Origin of the sequence: Bradyrhizobium sp. SUTN9-2 (assembly GCF_003122645.1) — a bacterium.
GTDB lineage: Bacteria > Pseudomonadota > Alphaproteobacteria > Rhizobiales > Xanthobacteraceae > Bradyrhizobium > Bradyrhizobium yuanmingense.
The window spans coordinates 6,911,544-6,926,260 of the sequence record NZ_LAXE01000001.1 but is presented as its reverse complement, the minus strand read 5'-3'; the positions used below and the strand labels follow the sequence as shown (position 1 = coordinate 6,926,260).

Sequence of the window (14,717 nt, the reverse complement as noted above, 5' to 3'; positions counted from 1 at the left end):
TTGGCGCGTTAAACCTTTTCGCGCGCAAGTGCCAGGCGTTCGCAAAATCTGCTGCGGTGCGAGATCACGATCGCGGCCGGAGTCGCTACGTCCTTGATCTCGACTGAACGCTGGCCGACAATGGCCGTGGTTCAATAAGAAACTCCTTGGGGGAATCGTGAATAGACCTGCTCGGGTCAGCGCCCATTCGACATCATCCGACACCGCGCACGGCATGACGCTGCTGCGCGACCCCCTGCTCAACAAGGGCACGGCCTTCACGGAAGCAGAGCGCGCCGCACTCGGCTTGCGCGGCCTGTTGCCGCCCTGCGTGCTGACGATGGAGACCCAGGCTCAGCGCGTGCTCACCAATCTGCGCACGCTGCCGACGGACCTGGAAAAATACGTTGCCCTGAACGCGCTGCATGACCGCAACGAGGCGCTGTTCTTCCGCGTCGTCGTCGACAATATCGACGAGATCCAGCCGATCATCTACACCCCGACGGTCGGGCTTGCCTGCCAGAAATACGGCCTGATCTTCCAGCGGCCGCGTGGCATGTTCATCTCCTCGCGCGACCGCGGCCAGATCGCGGAGATCCTGAAGAACTGGCCCTACCAGGCCAGGCTGATCGTCGTCACCGACGGCGAGCGCATTTTGGGACTTGGCGATCTCGGTGCCAACGGAATGGGCATCCCGGTCGGCAAGCTATCGCTCTATTCGGCCTGCGCCGGCGTGCATCCGGAAGCGTGCTTGCCGATCGTGCTCGATGTCGGCACCAACAACGAAGAGCTGTTGAACGATCCCTATTATCTCGGCCTGCGCGAGCGGCGGTTGACGGGCGAGGCCTATGACAGCTTCGTCGACGAGTTCATGCAAGCCGCGCGCAAGACGTTCCCGGGCGTGCTGATCCAGTTCGAGGACTTCGCCAATCATTCGGCGTTCAAGCTGCTGCACAAATATCGCGACGAGGCTTGCGTCTTCAACGACGACATCCAGGGCACCGCGGCGGTGGCGCTCGCCGGCCTGTTCTCGGCTCTGCGCATCTCCGGCGGCAAGCTGAAGGATCAGAAGATCCTGTTCCTCGGCGCGGGCGAGGCGGCGACCGGCATCGCCGACCTCGTGGTCTCCGCCATGATGGCGGAAGGCGCGTCCGAGGCGGACGCGCTTCGCCGCAACTGGCTGGTGGATTCCCGCGGTCTCGTCGTCAGCGGCCGTGAAGGCCTTTCTGGCCATAAGCTCCGCTATGCCCATGCCGGTCAGGCGCCGATCGCCGACTTCCTCACCGCCATCAAGACGCTGAAGCCGACGGCGATCATCGGCGTCGCCGCGGTCGGCGGCGCCTTCACGCCCGACGTGCTCAAGGCGATGGCCGAGCTCAACGAGCAGCCGATCGTGTTCGCGCTCTCCAACCCGACCTCGAAAGCCGAGTGCTCGGCGGAGGATGCCTATCGCTACACGGAGGGACGCGCGCTGTTCGCCTGCGGCAGTCCGTATGATCCGGTCAAGCTCAACGGCCGCAGCTTCGTGCCGCGCCAGGGCAACAATTCCTACATCTTCCCGGGCGTCGGCCTCGGCGTCATCGCCAGCCGCTCGCGCCTCGTGACCGATGAGATGTTCATGGCGGCGGCCCACGCGCTCGCCGATTGCGTCGGCAAGGAGGACCTCGCTCAGGGCAGCCTCTATCCGGCACTGCCGCGCATCCGCGAGGTCTCCGTGCGCATCGCGGCGGCGGTTGCGGATGTGGCCTATCAACGCGCGCTCGCCGACGGACCCGCGCCCAACGACGTGAAGGCCCTGGTCCAGTCGCAGATGTACGAGCCGAAGTACTAGAAATCGGGCCGCGCCGAAACGCGGCTCGCGGGGCGTATCGGGCTGATCCTTCGCTGATCTGTCCCGATTCTGAACAGGTCACTGTGGTGGAATCGCCACAGCTGGCGCGAAACGAAGGCGGCCCCAGAGCCGCTTTTGTTCCGACAAGGTTCTGCCCTCATTGCCCACCGAAACTTGGGGTTGTTCGGAGGGCGCATCATGTCTCGCATTGCAAGTGCCGAAACTGCCCGGATGTCGCTGGCGAGCTCGAGCCGGTTATTGCTCGCGGTCTTGGGCGCCGCATCGCTCGCTGCCTGCTCGCAATCGCCGGTCGGCCGTCAGAAAGCCGATCTCGCCGGAACGACCCGGCAAGCCGCGGTCGAGCGCCCGCACCGGGTGGCGGCGCTGCATCCACGCCCGATCAGCCGGGCGCGCGTCCCCGCCCGCGACGCAAAGCAAACCGCTTCGCACGGCATCGCCAGCTTCTATTCGGATACGCAGACCGCGAGCGGCGAGAAGTTCGACAGGAACGAATTGACCGCGGCGCATCCCACCCTGCCGTTCGGCACCAAGCTGCGCGTTACCGAGACCTCCTCCGGCCGTTTCGTTACGGTCAGGGTCAACGATCGCGGGCCCTTCGTGCGCGGACGCGTGGTCGACATCTCGCCGTCGGCCGCCGAGGCGCTCGGCATGGTCGACAAGGGCATTACCAATGTCAGGCTCGAAGTCGTGCAATAGGGCGCCACGCGTCGCGACCGTGCGGGCGCGCTTAACCGGCTGTTAGCGGCTTCTCAAGCACCATGGCTGTCCGCACAATTCGGGGCTTTGGGGGAGGCGACGCTTGAACACGATCCAGTATCTCGAAGATCAGGCTGCGCGCGCCGAGCGGCTCGCCAAACGGATCACGGATACGCTGACGATCGAAAAGCTGCTGACCTTCGCGGGCGAACGCCGCCGCGAGATCGAGGTCATCGCCGGCAAACGCCGCCGCAACTAAAGCACGATGCGATCAGGTTCGATTGCTACAAGGGAGGTGCACTCCCTCTCCCGCAAGCGCAGGGCTATCGGATATGACTTGTGGCGGCGGCCTGCGCGCACGCCTCGTCCTTCGAGACGGCGCTGACGCGCCTCCTCAGGATGAGGCTAATCAGCATCAGTGCTCGTTGAAACTGCTGCCGCGCACTCCGCCCTCATCCTGAGGAGCCCGCCCAAAGCGGGCGTCTCGAAGGATGGCCGCAGAGAAAAACTCCCAAATGCGATAGTCATTCCCGCAAGCAGGGAGGGAGCGCACCTCTGTCCTTTTCGGCAAGTGAGCTTCATTTCATCGCGCTTTGGGAATGGCTTTCGATGAAGTCGCTGAGATAATCGGGGAGCTCTATTCCATAGATGTCGCAGCGTGCGCGGATCTCGCCGGCGACGTCGCACGAGATATCCTTCATCCAGTGCTCGAGCGTGTTGAACGAGATCACCTTGATCGGGTCATTGAAGCAGCCGGCGACGAGCTCGCCGATCGTGGTGTCGAGATCGCTGCGCTCGATGCGGATTTCGGTCGCCTCGTCACGGCGATCAACCACCACGAACAGGGTCTGGTCCGCTCCGTAAGGCACGATCGGTGATGATACGCCGGCGTCAAACATCTCGAGGCGCTCACGTCATTGCTTTGATCCCTGACAACGGGAAGAACCGGAAGAAGGTTCCTGCTCGCACGCTTGTGAAGGGCGTCAGAGAAATTCTCTCAAGCGCGACAGCTCGAGGACGTGTTCGGGGGAGAGGATCTCGGTGACGAGCGGCGGCTGCGCTACGGTGCGGATCTCGTAGAGGTGCCGGGTCGTCGCCGGTTTCTGCATGAAAGCCGAGATGCAATCGTCGAGCGTGCCTTCGATGAGCTGGTAGGGCTCCCGGTCAGGCTGGCGCTGATTGGCAAGTGATGGCCATTTATGCAGCACCGCAAGCGCGCCGAAATTGACCTTTGAATCCCCGCCCACGTCCCCCATTGCCCTGCCTCACGCAAAACACGACCCCAGCACACGTGCTCGCGTGCCGGGGCCGATACACCTGTCGCTGCATCTCAATGCCACAGGTCAGCCAACGCGGCAGCCGGGAAAAGGTTCCCGGCCGCCTCGTGGCTGAGTCAGCTCGCGGCGGCCGCGATCTCGTGCCGCGGGCTGGCGTGACCATCTCCGTGACCGTCACTGCTGCCGACCTTGGGCGGCAGTCCGGCGAAGCGCCGCAAGGCTTCCGCCATCTGCACCCGTCCCGACACGCCTGTGATCACCACGTCCACCATCGCAAAGGACGAGTGGAAGTGGCCGCGCGCCTTCAATTGCTCGACCGGCACGCCCGCTGCGGCCATTGCCTCGGCATAGGCGATGCCCTCGTCGCGCAGCGGATCGAACTCGCAGGTGACCACGAGGGCCGGCGGCAGGCCGGCAACCTTGCCGCGCAGCGGGGCGACCCGCGGGTCGGTGCGGTCCGCCGGCGAGCAATAGAGGTCCCAGAACCAGTACATCAGAGAGCGCGTCAGGAAGTAGGCGGTCCCGTTTTCGTTGTAGGAGGGCCGATCGAAGCCGCAGTCGGTGACCGGGCAGACCAGAAGCTGGCCGGCGATCGAGGGCCCGCCGCGGTCGCGCGCGAGCTGGCAGGTGACGGCCGCAATGTTGCCGCCGGCGCTCCAGCCGGCGACCAGCACCGGGCCCGGCCTGCCGCCGAGCTCGGCGGCGTGCTCGGCGATCCAGCGCGTGGCCGCATAGCCGTCCTCGGCCGCGGTCGGGAAGCGATGCTCCGGTGCGTGGCGATAGCCGACGCTGACGAACATCATGCCGGTCCGCCGCACCATGTCGCGGCAGAACGGCTCGTCCGATTGCTCGTCGCCGAGCACCCAGCCGCCGCCGTGGAAATAGACCACGACCGGATGCGGTCCCGGCGTTGCCGGCTTGTAGACGCGGTAGGGCAACGCACCGTCGGCGACGGGCAGGGTGCCGTCGACGATCTCGCCGATCGGCCGCCCCGCAGGCCGGCCCTTGTTGAACTCGTTGACGAAGGCGCGGGCGCCGAGCGCGCCCATCGACTCGATCGGCGGCAGGTTGAGCGAGGCGAGCAGGTTCAGCACCAGCCGCACGTCCGGCTGCAGGCGCACCACCTCGCCGTCATTGCATTGGACGGCGCCATCGGGGCCGGTGAGCTTGAAGCCGAGCATGCCGCGGCTGACCACCTCGTCGCAGATGCTGCGATAAGGGCCGACGCCGCCGGTATAGGGCATCAGGCCCTGCACCTTGCCGGGCACGTTGGCGCCGGTGTACCAGGTGTTGGCGAGCCGGTGCAGCGTCAGCATCGAGCAGTCGGCCATGTGCCTGTTCCAGCCGGCCTGTGCCGTCTCGGTCGGCTCGATCGTGGTGAAGCCGGCATCGCGCAGCGATGCAACGCGATCGACCACCCAGTCGACATGCTGCTCGATCGACACCGCCATGTTCGACAGCACCGACGGGCTTCCGGGTCCGGTGATCATGAAGAAGTTCGGGAAGCCCTCGACCGTGAGGCCGAGATAGGTCTGCGGCCCCTGCGCCCAGACATCGGACAGCGACTTGCCACAGCGCCCGGTGATCGGATGCACGGCACGGATCGCGCCGGTCATGGCGTCGAAGCCGGTTGCGAAGACGATGACGTCGACGTCGAAGCTGCGGCCGTTCGTGGAAATGCCGCTCGCGGTGATCGCCTTGATCGGCTCCTTGCGCAGATTGACCAGCGTGACGTTCGGCCGGTTGTAGGTTGCGTAATAATTGGTCTCGAGGCAGGGGCGCTTTGCGCCGAAAGGATGGTCGTCCGGCATCAGCGCCGCGGCGGTCTCGGGATCCTTGACGGCGACGCGGATCTTCTCGCGGATCAGGTCCTGGACGATCTTGTTGCCGTCGACGTCTACGGCCTGGTCGGCCCAGAGCTGCGTCAGGATGTGGACGAGGTCGCCGGCCGCCCAGGCGCGCTCGAACCGCTCGCGACGCTCGGCATCGCTGAGCTGCCAGCTCACGACCGTCTGCTGCGGATAGGGCACGCCGGCCATCGACTGCCGCGCCTGCTCGCGATAGGCCGCGCGGTCGCTCTGCAGCAGGCTCATGCGGTCCGCGGGCGCCGGGCCGTTATGCGCCGGCAATGCGAAATTCGGTGTGCGCTGGAACACCGTCAGATGCGCGGCCTGCTCGGCGATCACAGGGATCGACTGGATCGCCGAGGAGCCCGTGCCGATCACGGCGACGCGCTTTCCGGTGAGATCGACGCCGTCATGCGGCCAGCGCCCGGTGAAATAGACCTCGCCCTTGAAGTCCTTGACGCCGTCGATCTCCGGCGGCTTTGGCGCGGAGAGGCAACCGGTCGCCATGATGTAATGGCGGCAGGAGACGGGTGGCCCATTGTCCGTGGTGATGAGCCAGCGCCCGGACGCTTCGTCCCATCTGGCTTCGGTGACCTTGGTCTTGAAACGGATATCGCGGCGCAGATCGTAGCGATCGGCGACGAAGCCGAGGTAACGCAGGATCTCGGGCTGGGTCGCGTATTTCTCCGACCAGGTCCAGGCGGTCTCGAGCTCCGGATCGAACGTGTAGCTGTAGTCGATGGTCTGGATGTCGCAGCGCGCGCCAGGATAGCGGTTCCAATACCAGGTGCCGCCGACATCGCCGGCCTCGTCGAGCCCGACTGCCGAGAACCCCGTCTTGCGCAGGCGATGGAGAAGGTAGAGGCCGGCAAATCCGGCGCCGACCACGGCAACATCGACCTGCTGAGCGGTTCCGCGCCCATCGGAGGCACGTGTGGCAACCATTGCGTCAGGCATGGTATTCCTCCCGGATGTCTTGTTTTGGCGGCAGGCTATCGCCGCAGGCTCAGCTTGTCATTAGAGCAAGTGCAATCTTAGGGTGGTCGTTTGCGGCGGCTTCGTGACCGCGCGAAGGTTGTGGCACCACACGCAGCGCGATGCACAATGGCCGTGATCGCCCGGGGTAATCAGCCATCGTCCTTCTGTGTATGCTTGCGCTTACAAGCCACGCGTACCGCCCGGGCGTCATGACAGAGTTGAGTGAACGCACCAAAGCGAACATGGACGTCGTCCTCGAGCAGACGTGCCGGCAACTGCCGCATGGCGGCGATCACGACAGCCGCAGGTTCATCGCCGAGCGCCTGATCGAGGCGGCGCGGGCGGGACACTCCACGCTCGGCGAGCTCGGCATCGTCGCGCGCCACGCGCTCGCGGAGCTGATTGGCAAAGGCGGTTAGGCTCAAGGCGCGAGGCTTGCCTTGCCGACGGCTCTGGACATAACCTGCCGAAACCCTTCATCGAGATCGTTGCGAAGATGCGGGCCCTGCTTGCATTCGTTGCGGCTATTGCAGTCTTGTGTGGCGCCGGCTCGGCCGTCGCCCAGCCGGTCGGGCAGTTTCCATTCGCGCTGACGCGTGAAGGGCAGATGCTCGGCGCCGTGGAAGGCGAGGTGGCCTCGTTCAAGGGGCTGGCTTACGCGGCGCCGCCGCTCGGCGCGCTGCGCTGGCAACCGCCGCAGCCGACGACCGAAAGCTCGGAGATGCGCACCGCCTACGATTACGGCGCGCCGTGCCTTCAGCCGGCGCTGCCGGCGGCGAGCGAGGATTGCCTGACGCTGAACGTGTTTCGTCCTTTCGGGGTCGACGGCCCGTTGCCGGTGATGGTGTTCATCCATGGCGGCGCGTTCGTCACGGGCACCGCGAACGATGCGCTGTTCGTTGGCGCCAAGCTGGCGCAGGCGGGCCTCATCGTGGTCACCGTGAATTATCGCCTCGGCGCGCTCGGCTGGCTCTCGCATCCCGCGCTGTCGGACGCCGGCTCCGGCAATTTCGGCCTGATGGACCAGATCGCCGCGCTGCACTGGGTGCACGACAATATCGCGGCGTTCGGCGGCGATCCTGATAACGTCACGTTGTTCGGCAGCGATGCAGGCGCGACATCGATTGCGCTGCTGATGCTGTCCGCGCAAGCGCGCAATCTGTTCCACAAGGCCATTCTGCAATCGGTGCCCGGCCGCGCGCGCCTGCGTTCGGCGGAAGAGGCGGAGGCCATCGGCCGGCTCTTCGTGGCCGCGCTTTCGCCGAAGACGGATCTGCGCGCGGTCGAGCCGCGGCGCCTGCTGGCCGCCGAGAAACAATTGCTGGAGACATCGCCGCACAGCTTTGCACCGATGATGGATGGACGTCTCGCGACCGAGGACCTCGCCGCGGGCTTTGCGGCCGGACGCCAGAGCCGCATTCCCCTGATCATCGGCTCGAACGAGGACGAGACCGGCCTGGAGAACGAGACCGCGATCAAGGGGGAGCTTGCGCCGCCGGGCGCGGGCGACGGCGAATTGCGCAAGCTCTATCCCGATCTTGCCAGTCCTTCGGATCTCGCGGCAAGAATTTACACCGACAAGGTCTTTTCCGAGCCGGTGCGGCTGCTGGCACGTCTGCACGCGGCAGGCGGCGCGCCGACCTTTCGCTACCGCTTCGCCTATGTGCCGGAGGCCAGGCGCGCCAATCCGGACGTCGGCCACGGGCGCGAGCTGCAGTTCATCTTCGGTACGGAAGGCGTGCCCGGTGCGGGCATCCTGTCGCGGCGCGACCGCGAGGTCGCAGGCCGCATGCGCGCCTATTGGATAAACTTCGCCCGAAGTGGCGATCCCAATGGTCCCGACCTACATGGTCCCGACCTGCCACGCTGGGACGCAGCCAGCGGCGATCGCCTGCTGCTGATCACGAACGACGGCATCGCGAGCGGCGACGATCCGATCGCGGATCGTCTCGACCGGCTCGCAAATGAGGGCAGGAGATGAAGCGGATTTAAGCCGCGAGCTCGACGCGCGGCGCCGGGCTGAGCCGGTCTTCCTCCAGATAATCCATCGCGCCGTCCTTCTCGACGGCATAGAACTGCTGGCCATCCCGCGACTTGAAGGCGGCGCGGACGACACCGCGGCGGCCCTTGTCACTGTTGACGACGTCCCCCAGCGCAAACTTCCTCATCGTACGTCTCACTTGTCTTCAGGCCGACTGCTTCGGCCCAGCGGGGATTCTGGGCGGCAAATCGTTAACGACTTGCTAACCATGCCGCTTTGCCTATGCTCATCGCCGATCGTGCGGACCGCTCGCACGTGCCTGTTGTCAACGAGACGAGCCGATGACGCGACTTCCGACCCTGTTCCTGTCGCATGGCGGCGGCCCCTGGCCCTTCATGGAGGACAGGCGGGTGCAATATGCCAAGACCGCCGAGGCGTTCGCGAACTTGCCGCAGCTTCTGCCCGAGAGGCCGAAGGCCGTGCTGGTCATCACCGGGCATTGGGAAGCCGACGCCTTCACGGTGTCGACCTCGCCGCATCCACCGATGGTCTACGATTATTACGGTTTCCCCGAGCATACCTACCACATCAAATATCCGGCGCCGGGCAAGCCCGAGCTTGCCGCGCAAGTGAAGGCGCTGCTCACGCATGCCGGCCTCGATTGCCGCGAAGATCCCGACCAGGGTTTCGATCACGGCACGTTCGTTCCGCTCGGGCTGATGTATCCGAATGCCGACATGCCGATCGTGCTGCTGTCGCTGAAGTCCAGCTATGACGCGGCCGAGCACGTCAAGGTGGGGCAGGCGATCGCATCCTTGCGCGACGAAGGCATCCTGATCGTCGGCAGCGGCCTGACCTATCACAACATGCGCGGCTTCAACCGTCCGGAGTCCAAGCCCGTCTCGTATGATTTCGAGGCCTATCTGAACGAGGCGATCAGCAACCCCGATGCGGCGCGCCGCAATGCCATGCTGGTCGATTGGGAGAATGCACCGAGCGCACGCCTTGCACATCCGCGCGAGGACCATCTGCTGCCGCTGATGGTGGCGGCCGGTGCTGCGGGAAGCGACGTCGGACGGCGCGTCTTCGTCGACGAGGTCGCGCATGTGGCGATGGCCTCGTATGTGTTTGGGTAATGATCTCTTCTCCGTCGTCCCGCAAGCGGGGAGAGGCGAAGAAAGCCTCACCCATATCTCAGCTTCATCACCAGAATGCCGCCGGCGAGAACCATGGTGACGGCGTTCGCCGCGACCAGGGGGGCATCGCCTGAAAGCAGGCCGTAGATGAGCCAGAGCGTGAGGCCCAGCATCATGACCAGAAACATGCCGAGAGAAATGTCGCGCGCCGAGCGGGTCTTCCAGACCTTGATGAACTGCGGCGCGTAGGCGACGGTGGTGCAGGTGGCGGCGGCAAAGCCGAGCAGCTTGATCGCGAAGGGGTCCATGTCGGCTCTATAGCATGGATTCGGCTCTGCCTCACGCGCGCGCCGCCATGAGATCGCGGTACAGCGAGGCATAGTCGCCGGCGCGATTACGCCAGGAGACGTCGGTCGCAAGGCCGCTGCGTTGCAGGCGGCGCCAGGTCAGCTTGTCGTGGAAGGCGGTGTTGGCCTTGCGCAGCGTGCCGGCGAGGGCATCCGCCGTCACGGGGGCGAATTTGAAGCCGGTGGCATCGTGGCCGGACGCGTCGGCCTCGCCGATATCGACGATGGTGTCTTCGAGGCCGCCGACGCGCGAGACGATCGGCACTGCGCCATAGCGCAGCGCGCAGAGCTGGGTCAGGCCGCACGGCTCGAAGCGCGACGGCACGATCAGCGCGTCCGAGCCGGCCTGGATCAAATGCGCCAGAATCTCGTCATAGCCGATCACGACGCCGATCCGGCCCGGATTGGCGCGGGCCGCGGCCTGGTAGCCATCCTGCAGATCGCGGTCGCCGCTGCCGAGCAGCGCGAGCTGCATGCCTTCGCGCAGGATGGTCGGGATGGCCTCCATCAGGAGATCGAGCCCCTTCTGCCACGACAGCCGGCTGATGACGCCGAGCAGCGGCGCTTCGTCCGAGGAATCGAGGTTGAACTGCTGCTGCAGCACCGCCTTGTTCGCGGCCCGGAAGGTCAGGTCTTCCGCGCCGAAGCGGTAGGCGATGTGGGGATCGGTTTGCGGATTCCAGACCTCGGTGTCGATGCCGTTGAGGATGCCGCTCAGCACGTTGGATCGTTCACGAAGCAGGCCGCCGAGGCCCATGCCGCCTTCGTCGCTCTGGATTTCCTTCGCGTAGGTCGGCGATACCGTGGTGATACGATCGGCAAGGCTCAAGCCGGCCTTCAAGAAGCTGATGCCGCCGAAATATTCCAGTTCGTTGACGTTGAAGGCATGCCAGGGCAGGCCGATCGATCCGATCAGCTCAGGGGCGAACTTGCCCTGGTAGGCCATGTTGTGGATGGTCATCACGGTGCCGGGCCGTGGACGATTGTCGTAGTGCAGATAGGCCGGCGCGAGCCCCGCCTGCCAATCGTGGGCGTGCACGACATCGGGCACGAAGGCCGGCACGAGGCCGTGGCCGATATCGGCCGCCACGCGCGACAGCGCGGCGAAGCGCACGCCGTTGTCTGCCCAGTCGACGCCGTCAGTGGTGACATAGGGGTTGCCTGGCCGCGCATAGAGATGCGGCACGTCCAGCACGAACAGATCGAGCCCGGCATGCGAGCCCGCCAGCAGCCGGCCGGGGCCGCCGAAATAATCCGACCAGCGCCGCAGTTCCTCTGTGCCGGACAAAAGGCGCATCACGTCGGGATAGCCCGGCAGCAAGGTGCGCATCTCGACGCCATGCGCCTTCAGCGCAACCGGCAGCGCGCCGGCGACATCTGCGAGGCCGCCGGTCTTGACGAGGGGATAGACTTCAGAGGCGACCGCGAGGACGCGAACAGGCGTCATGTATTGAGCCTGTCGATCATCGGCTGGGTGATCAGCGAGATGCCCTGCTCGGTGGTGCGGAAGCGCTTTCCGTCGAACTCGGGATCCTCGCCGACGACGAGCCCTTCCGGGATCTCGACGCCGCGGTCGATGACGACGTTCCTCAAGCGGGCGCCGCGGCCGACACTCACGTAAGGCATGATCACGGCATTCTCGACATTGGCGTAGGAGTTGATGCGCACGCCGGTGAACAGCAGCGAGCGGCGCAGCGACGCTCCGGAGATGATGCAGCCGCCGGAGACCAGCGAGCTCACCGCCTGGCCGCGCCGGCTCTCCTCGTCATGGACGAATTTCGCCGGCGGCGTGATCTCGGCATAGGACCAGATCGGCCAGGCGCGGTCGAACAGGTCGAGCTCGGGCACCACGTCGGTAAGGTCGATATTGGCGGCCCAATAGGCGTCGACCGTGCCGACGTCGCGCCAATAGGCGCGAGTGTCGCTGCCGGAGCGGACGCAGGAGGTCGAGTACTGGTGCGCCATCGCGCGGCCGTTCTTGACCAGGTAGGGAATGATGTCCTTGCCGAAATCGTGGTTCGAGTTCGGGTCCTCGGCATCGCGCTTGAGCTGGTCGAACAGGAATTTCGCGTCGAACACGTAGATGCCCATGCTGGCGAGCGAGACGTCCGGCTTGCCCGGCATCGGCGGCGGATCCTTCGGCTTCTCCAGGAACTCCTGGATCCAGCCGTTCTCGTCGATATGCATGATGCCGAAACCGGAAGATTCGGTCCGCGGCATTTCCAGGCAGCCGACGGTGACGTCGGCGCCGCTCTCGACGTGCTGGCGCAGCATCACCTCGTAGTCCATTTTGTAGATGTGGTCTCCGGCCAGCACGACGATGAAGCGGCAGGCGTGGGATTCGATGATGTCGATGTTCTGGTACACCGCGTCCGCCGTGCCGACATACCACATGCTCTCGGAGACGCGCTGGCTGGCGGGCAGGATGTCAAAACTCTCGTTGCGTTCGGGGCGGAAGAAGTTCCAGCCCATCTGAAGGTGCCGGATCAGGCTGTGCGCCTTGTATTGGGTCGCCACCGCGATACGGCGGATGCCGGAGTTCACCGCGTTCGACAGCGCGAAATCGATGATGCGGGACTTTCCGCCGAAATAGACCGCCGGCTTGGCGCGGCGGTCGGTCAGCTCCAGCAGGCGGCTGCCGCGTCCTCCGGCCAGGACAAACGCCAGCGCCTGACGGGCAAGCGGCTCGGGTCTCGCGGCACTCATGTGATCCTCCCACAACTCTGGCGCTCGCGAGAAGCCTCCCGGCCGCGCACATTGGAACCGATAGTAATGGCACGAATAGTAAATCGTGAAGGTGGTTGTTGGTTGCGAATGCACGGGAAGCTTAATGCCTTGCCGGGGTGATCGGGCCTCAGCCACCGTCGCGCGGCTGTCACAGGCGATGACGTCGCCGGGCACCGGTTGATCAGAACGGAGGCAAGCGTCTTGTGCGGTGCACGCAAACTCCAGGCTTTGAAATTCAATGCTTTGACTTGGCGCAAGGATGTCCGATCATGACGCTGCGATCCTTTTTCCAAGCGAAAGGTCAGACAGGGAGTAGGACGATGAGGATCTGGAAGACGGCGATTGCCTGTTCATTGGCCGGGGTGGTCATGGTGGCCCAGATCGGGCAGGCCACGGCGGCCCCGATGCCGACCAACGTTGCGACGATGAAGGCTGCGGCCGGTGACAATGTCACACCGGTGCATTGGCGCGGCAGCGGCTGGGGCTTTGCCCTCGGCGGTCTCGCAGCCGGCGCGCTCATCGGCGGCGCCATTGCCGCGGGGTCTCCTTACGGCTACGGCTATTATGGCCGGCCCTATTACGGTGGCTACGGCTACGGATATCCGGGCTACGGTTATGGTTATGCCCCCGCCTATTACGGCGGCTACGGCTACGCACCGGTCTATCCGCGATACTATCGGCCGTACCGTCCGTATTACAGCTATGGCTATTACCGGCCGTACCGGGTTTATCACCGCCCGTTCGGTGTTTATCCCCGTCCCTACTACCGCGCCTATTGGTGAGCACCGCGCGGCTAGAATGACAGCCACACGATCAGGCTCATGCATGCAACATGCATGAGCAGGATCGCGGCGAGATGCAATGGCCCTGGCCTGAGGCGAAGCCTGCGCCTCCCGCCGTCGCCTAATTCGATCCCACGGCCGCAGCCGTGAAGCTGCGCTCGACGGCTTTGCTGACGTCGAGCTTCTTCGGCAGGATGCCGTAGCGCGTCGCGCGGTCGGAGGCTTCCTGCACCTCCTTGACCACGTTCTCGTCGATCACGATCGGGCCGGTGCGCTGCGCGGTGTAGGCCGACAGCAGCACGTCCTCGGGCAGCTTGGTCAATTCGGCCGTGTTCTTGGCGTATTCGGCGACATGGTCCAGCGACCACAGTCGCGCCTTGTTCAAGCGCTGCACCAGATCCTGCACCGCCGCGCGCTTGGTGGCGATGGCGTTGTCGGAGGCGACGATGAAGGTGATGGTCGGCGTCAGCCCTTCGCCGTTGGCGATGACGCGAGCCTTGTCCTTCAACGTCGCGAACGAGACGTAGGGCTCCCACACCGCCCAGGCGTCGATCGAGCCGGCGAGCAGCGCGATCTTGGCATCGACCGGGCCGAGCGGCGCGAAGGTCGCATCCTCCAGCTTGATCGCTGCCTTCTCCAGTGTCGCATCGATCAGGAACTGGCCCCAGCCGCCGCGTGTGCCGGCGAGCCGCTTGCCCTTGAGGTCGGCCGCCGATTTGATCGGCGAATGCTGACGCACCAGGATAGCCTGCGTCTTCGCATCCGAGCGCGTGCCGCCGATCGCCTTGATCGGCGCGCCCGCGGCATAGACCGAGAGGAACGAGAGATCGCCGGTGTAGCCGACGTCGAGCGCGCCGGCATTGAGCGCTTCGAGGATCGGCGCGGCCGCGGGGAATTCCGACCATTCGATTCTGTAAGGCAGGTCCTTCGCATAGCCGGAGATTTCGAGCAGCGAGCGATTGCCGCCCTTCTGGTCGCCGACGCGCAGCACGACAATGTCGGCGGCGAGCGATGCGGCAGCGGTCGATAGCGTGATGGCGGCGGCGAGCAGCGAGGTGGCGAGCCGGCGTGTGATGGAATGGTCGTGAGAGTTGATGCTCATTGGATCCGTCTTG

At 65.2% G+C, this 14,717-nt stretch carries 15 protein-coding genes; 7 read left to right on the top strand and 8 right to left on the bottom strand.

What is annotated here, in order from left to right:
* Window positions 1-157 precede the first annotated feature (157 nt).
* The 3 genes from XF30_RS32125 (at window position 158) to XF30_RS38715 (ending at window position 2,786) form a co-directional block, all read left to right on the top strand.
* Window positions 158-1,810 (top strand): NAD-dependent malic enzyme, encoded by a 1,653-nt coding sequence (locus XF30_RS32125; protein ID WP_074448138.1) that lies wholly within the window; start codon window positions 158-160, stop codon window positions 1,808-1,810.
* 198 nt (window positions 1,811-2,008) lie between these two features.
* Window positions 2,009-2,527 (top strand): septal ring lytic transglycosylase RlpA family protein, encoded by a 519-nt coding sequence (locus tag XF30_RS32120; RefSeq protein ID WP_036025042.1) that lies wholly within the window; start codon window positions 2,009-2,011, stop codon window positions 2,525-2,527.
* 103 nt (window positions 2,528-2,630) lie between these two features.
* Complete coding sequence (locus XF30_RS38715) at window positions 2,631-2,786, top strand: hypothetical protein (RefSeq protein ID WP_192893313.1); 156 nt, start codon at window positions 2,631-2,633, stop codon at window positions 2,784-2,786.
* A 319-nt stretch (window positions 2,787-3,105) separates the two neighbouring features.
* On the opposite strand, the gene XF30_RS32115 is transcribed toward XF30_RS38715, so the two are convergent.
* The 3 genes from XF30_RS32115 to XF30_RS32105 form a co-directional block, all read right to left on the bottom strand.
* Complete coding sequence (locus XF30_RS32115; protein WP_036006679.1) at window positions 3,106-3,426, bottom strand: hypothetical protein; 321 nt, start codon at window positions 3,424-3,426, stop codon at window positions 3,106-3,108.
* Window positions 3,427-3,510: 84 nt separating this feature from the next.
* The gene (locus XF30_RS32110; RefSeq protein ID WP_109144917.1) at window positions 3,511-3,783 is read right to left on the bottom strand and encodes a hypothetical protein; all 273 of its coding nucleotides are present in this window, start codon (window positions 3,781-3,783) and stop codon (window positions 3,511-3,513) included.
* Window positions 3,784-3,920: 137 nt separating this feature from the next.
* Window positions 3,921-6,608 carry a flavin-containing monooxygenase gene (locus XF30_RS32105; RefSeq protein ID WP_109144916.1) on the bottom strand — a complete coding sequence of 896 codons (2,688 nt, stop codon included), beginning with the start codon at window positions 6,606-6,608 and terminating at the stop codon, window positions 3,921-3,923.
* Window positions 6,609-6,799: 191 nt separating this feature from the next.
* On the opposite strand from XF30_RS32105, the gene XF30_RS32100 reads away from it, so the two are divergent.
* Both XF30_RS32100 and XF30_RS32095 read left to right on the top strand, forming a co-directional pair.
* On the top strand, window positions 6,800-7,048 hold the full coding sequence (locus XF30_RS32100; protein WP_036006688.1) for a hypothetical protein: 249 nt from the start codon (window positions 6,800-6,802) through the stop codon (window positions 7,046-7,048).
* Between the two features lie 77 nt (window positions 7,049-7,125).
* A complete protein-coding gene (locus tag XF30_RS32095) occupies window positions 7,126-8,610 on the top strand; it encodes a carboxylesterase/lipase family protein (RefSeq protein WP_109144915.1) in 1,485 nt (494 codons plus the stop codon).
* A 7-nt stretch (window positions 8,611-8,617) separates the two neighbouring features.
* Here XF30_RS32095 and XF30_RS32090 read toward each other — a convergent pair whose 3' ends face one another.
* Window positions 8,618-8,797, bottom strand: a complete 180-nt coding sequence (locus tag XF30_RS32090) for a hypothetical protein (RefSeq protein WP_036006694.1) — start codon at window positions 8,795-8,797, stop codon at window positions 8,618-8,620.
* A gap of 154 nt (window positions 8,798-8,951) precedes the next feature.
* On the opposite strand from XF30_RS32090, the gene XF30_RS32085 reads away from it, so the two are divergent.
* Complete coding sequence (locus XF30_RS32085) at window positions 8,952-9,746, top strand: DODA-type extradiol aromatic ring-opening family dioxygenase (protein ID WP_036006697.1); 795 nt, start codon at window positions 8,952-8,954, stop codon at window positions 9,744-9,746.
* A 47-nt stretch (window positions 9,747-9,793) separates the two neighbouring features.
* On the opposite strand, the gene XF30_RS32080 is transcribed toward XF30_RS32085, so the two are convergent.
* Genes XF30_RS32080 through glgC form a run of 3 tightly spaced genes read right to left on the bottom strand, consistent with a single transcriptional unit; the run spans window position 9,794 to window position 12,799 of the window.
* Complete coding sequence (locus XF30_RS32080; RefSeq protein WP_036006700.1) at window positions 9,794-10,054, bottom strand: SemiSWEET transporter; 261 nt, start codon at window positions 10,052-10,054, stop codon at window positions 9,794-9,796.
* A 31-nt stretch (window positions 10,055-10,085) separates the two neighbouring features.
* Complete coding sequence (gene glgA, locus XF30_RS32075; protein ID WP_109144914.1) at window positions 10,086-11,540, bottom strand: glycogen synthase GlgA; 1,455 nt, start codon at window positions 11,538-11,540, stop codon at window positions 10,086-10,088.
* A complete protein-coding gene (gene glgC, locus XF30_RS32070) occupies window positions 11,537-12,799 on the bottom strand; it encodes a glucose-1-phosphate adenylyltransferase (RefSeq protein WP_036006706.1) in 1,263 nt (420 codons plus the stop codon). Before glgC ends, glgA begins: the two co-directional genes overlap by 4 nt.
* 341 nt (window positions 12,800-13,140) lie before the next feature.
* On the opposite strand from glgC, the gene XF30_RS32065 reads away from it, so the two are divergent.
* Window positions 13,141-13,602 (top strand): hypothetical protein, encoded by a 462-nt coding sequence (locus tag XF30_RS32065; protein ID WP_109144913.1) that lies wholly within the window; start codon window positions 13,141-13,143, stop codon window positions 13,600-13,602.
* Between the two features lie 121 nt (window positions 13,603-13,723).
* Here the strand turns inward: XF30_RS32065 and XF30_RS32060 are convergent, their stop codons facing one another.
* Window positions 13,724-14,704 (bottom strand): ABC transporter substrate-binding protein, encoded by a 981-nt coding sequence (locus XF30_RS32060; RefSeq protein ID WP_109145935.1) that lies wholly within the window; start codon window positions 14,702-14,704, stop codon window positions 13,724-13,726.
* Between the last annotated feature and the right edge of the window lie 13 nt (window positions 14,705-14,717).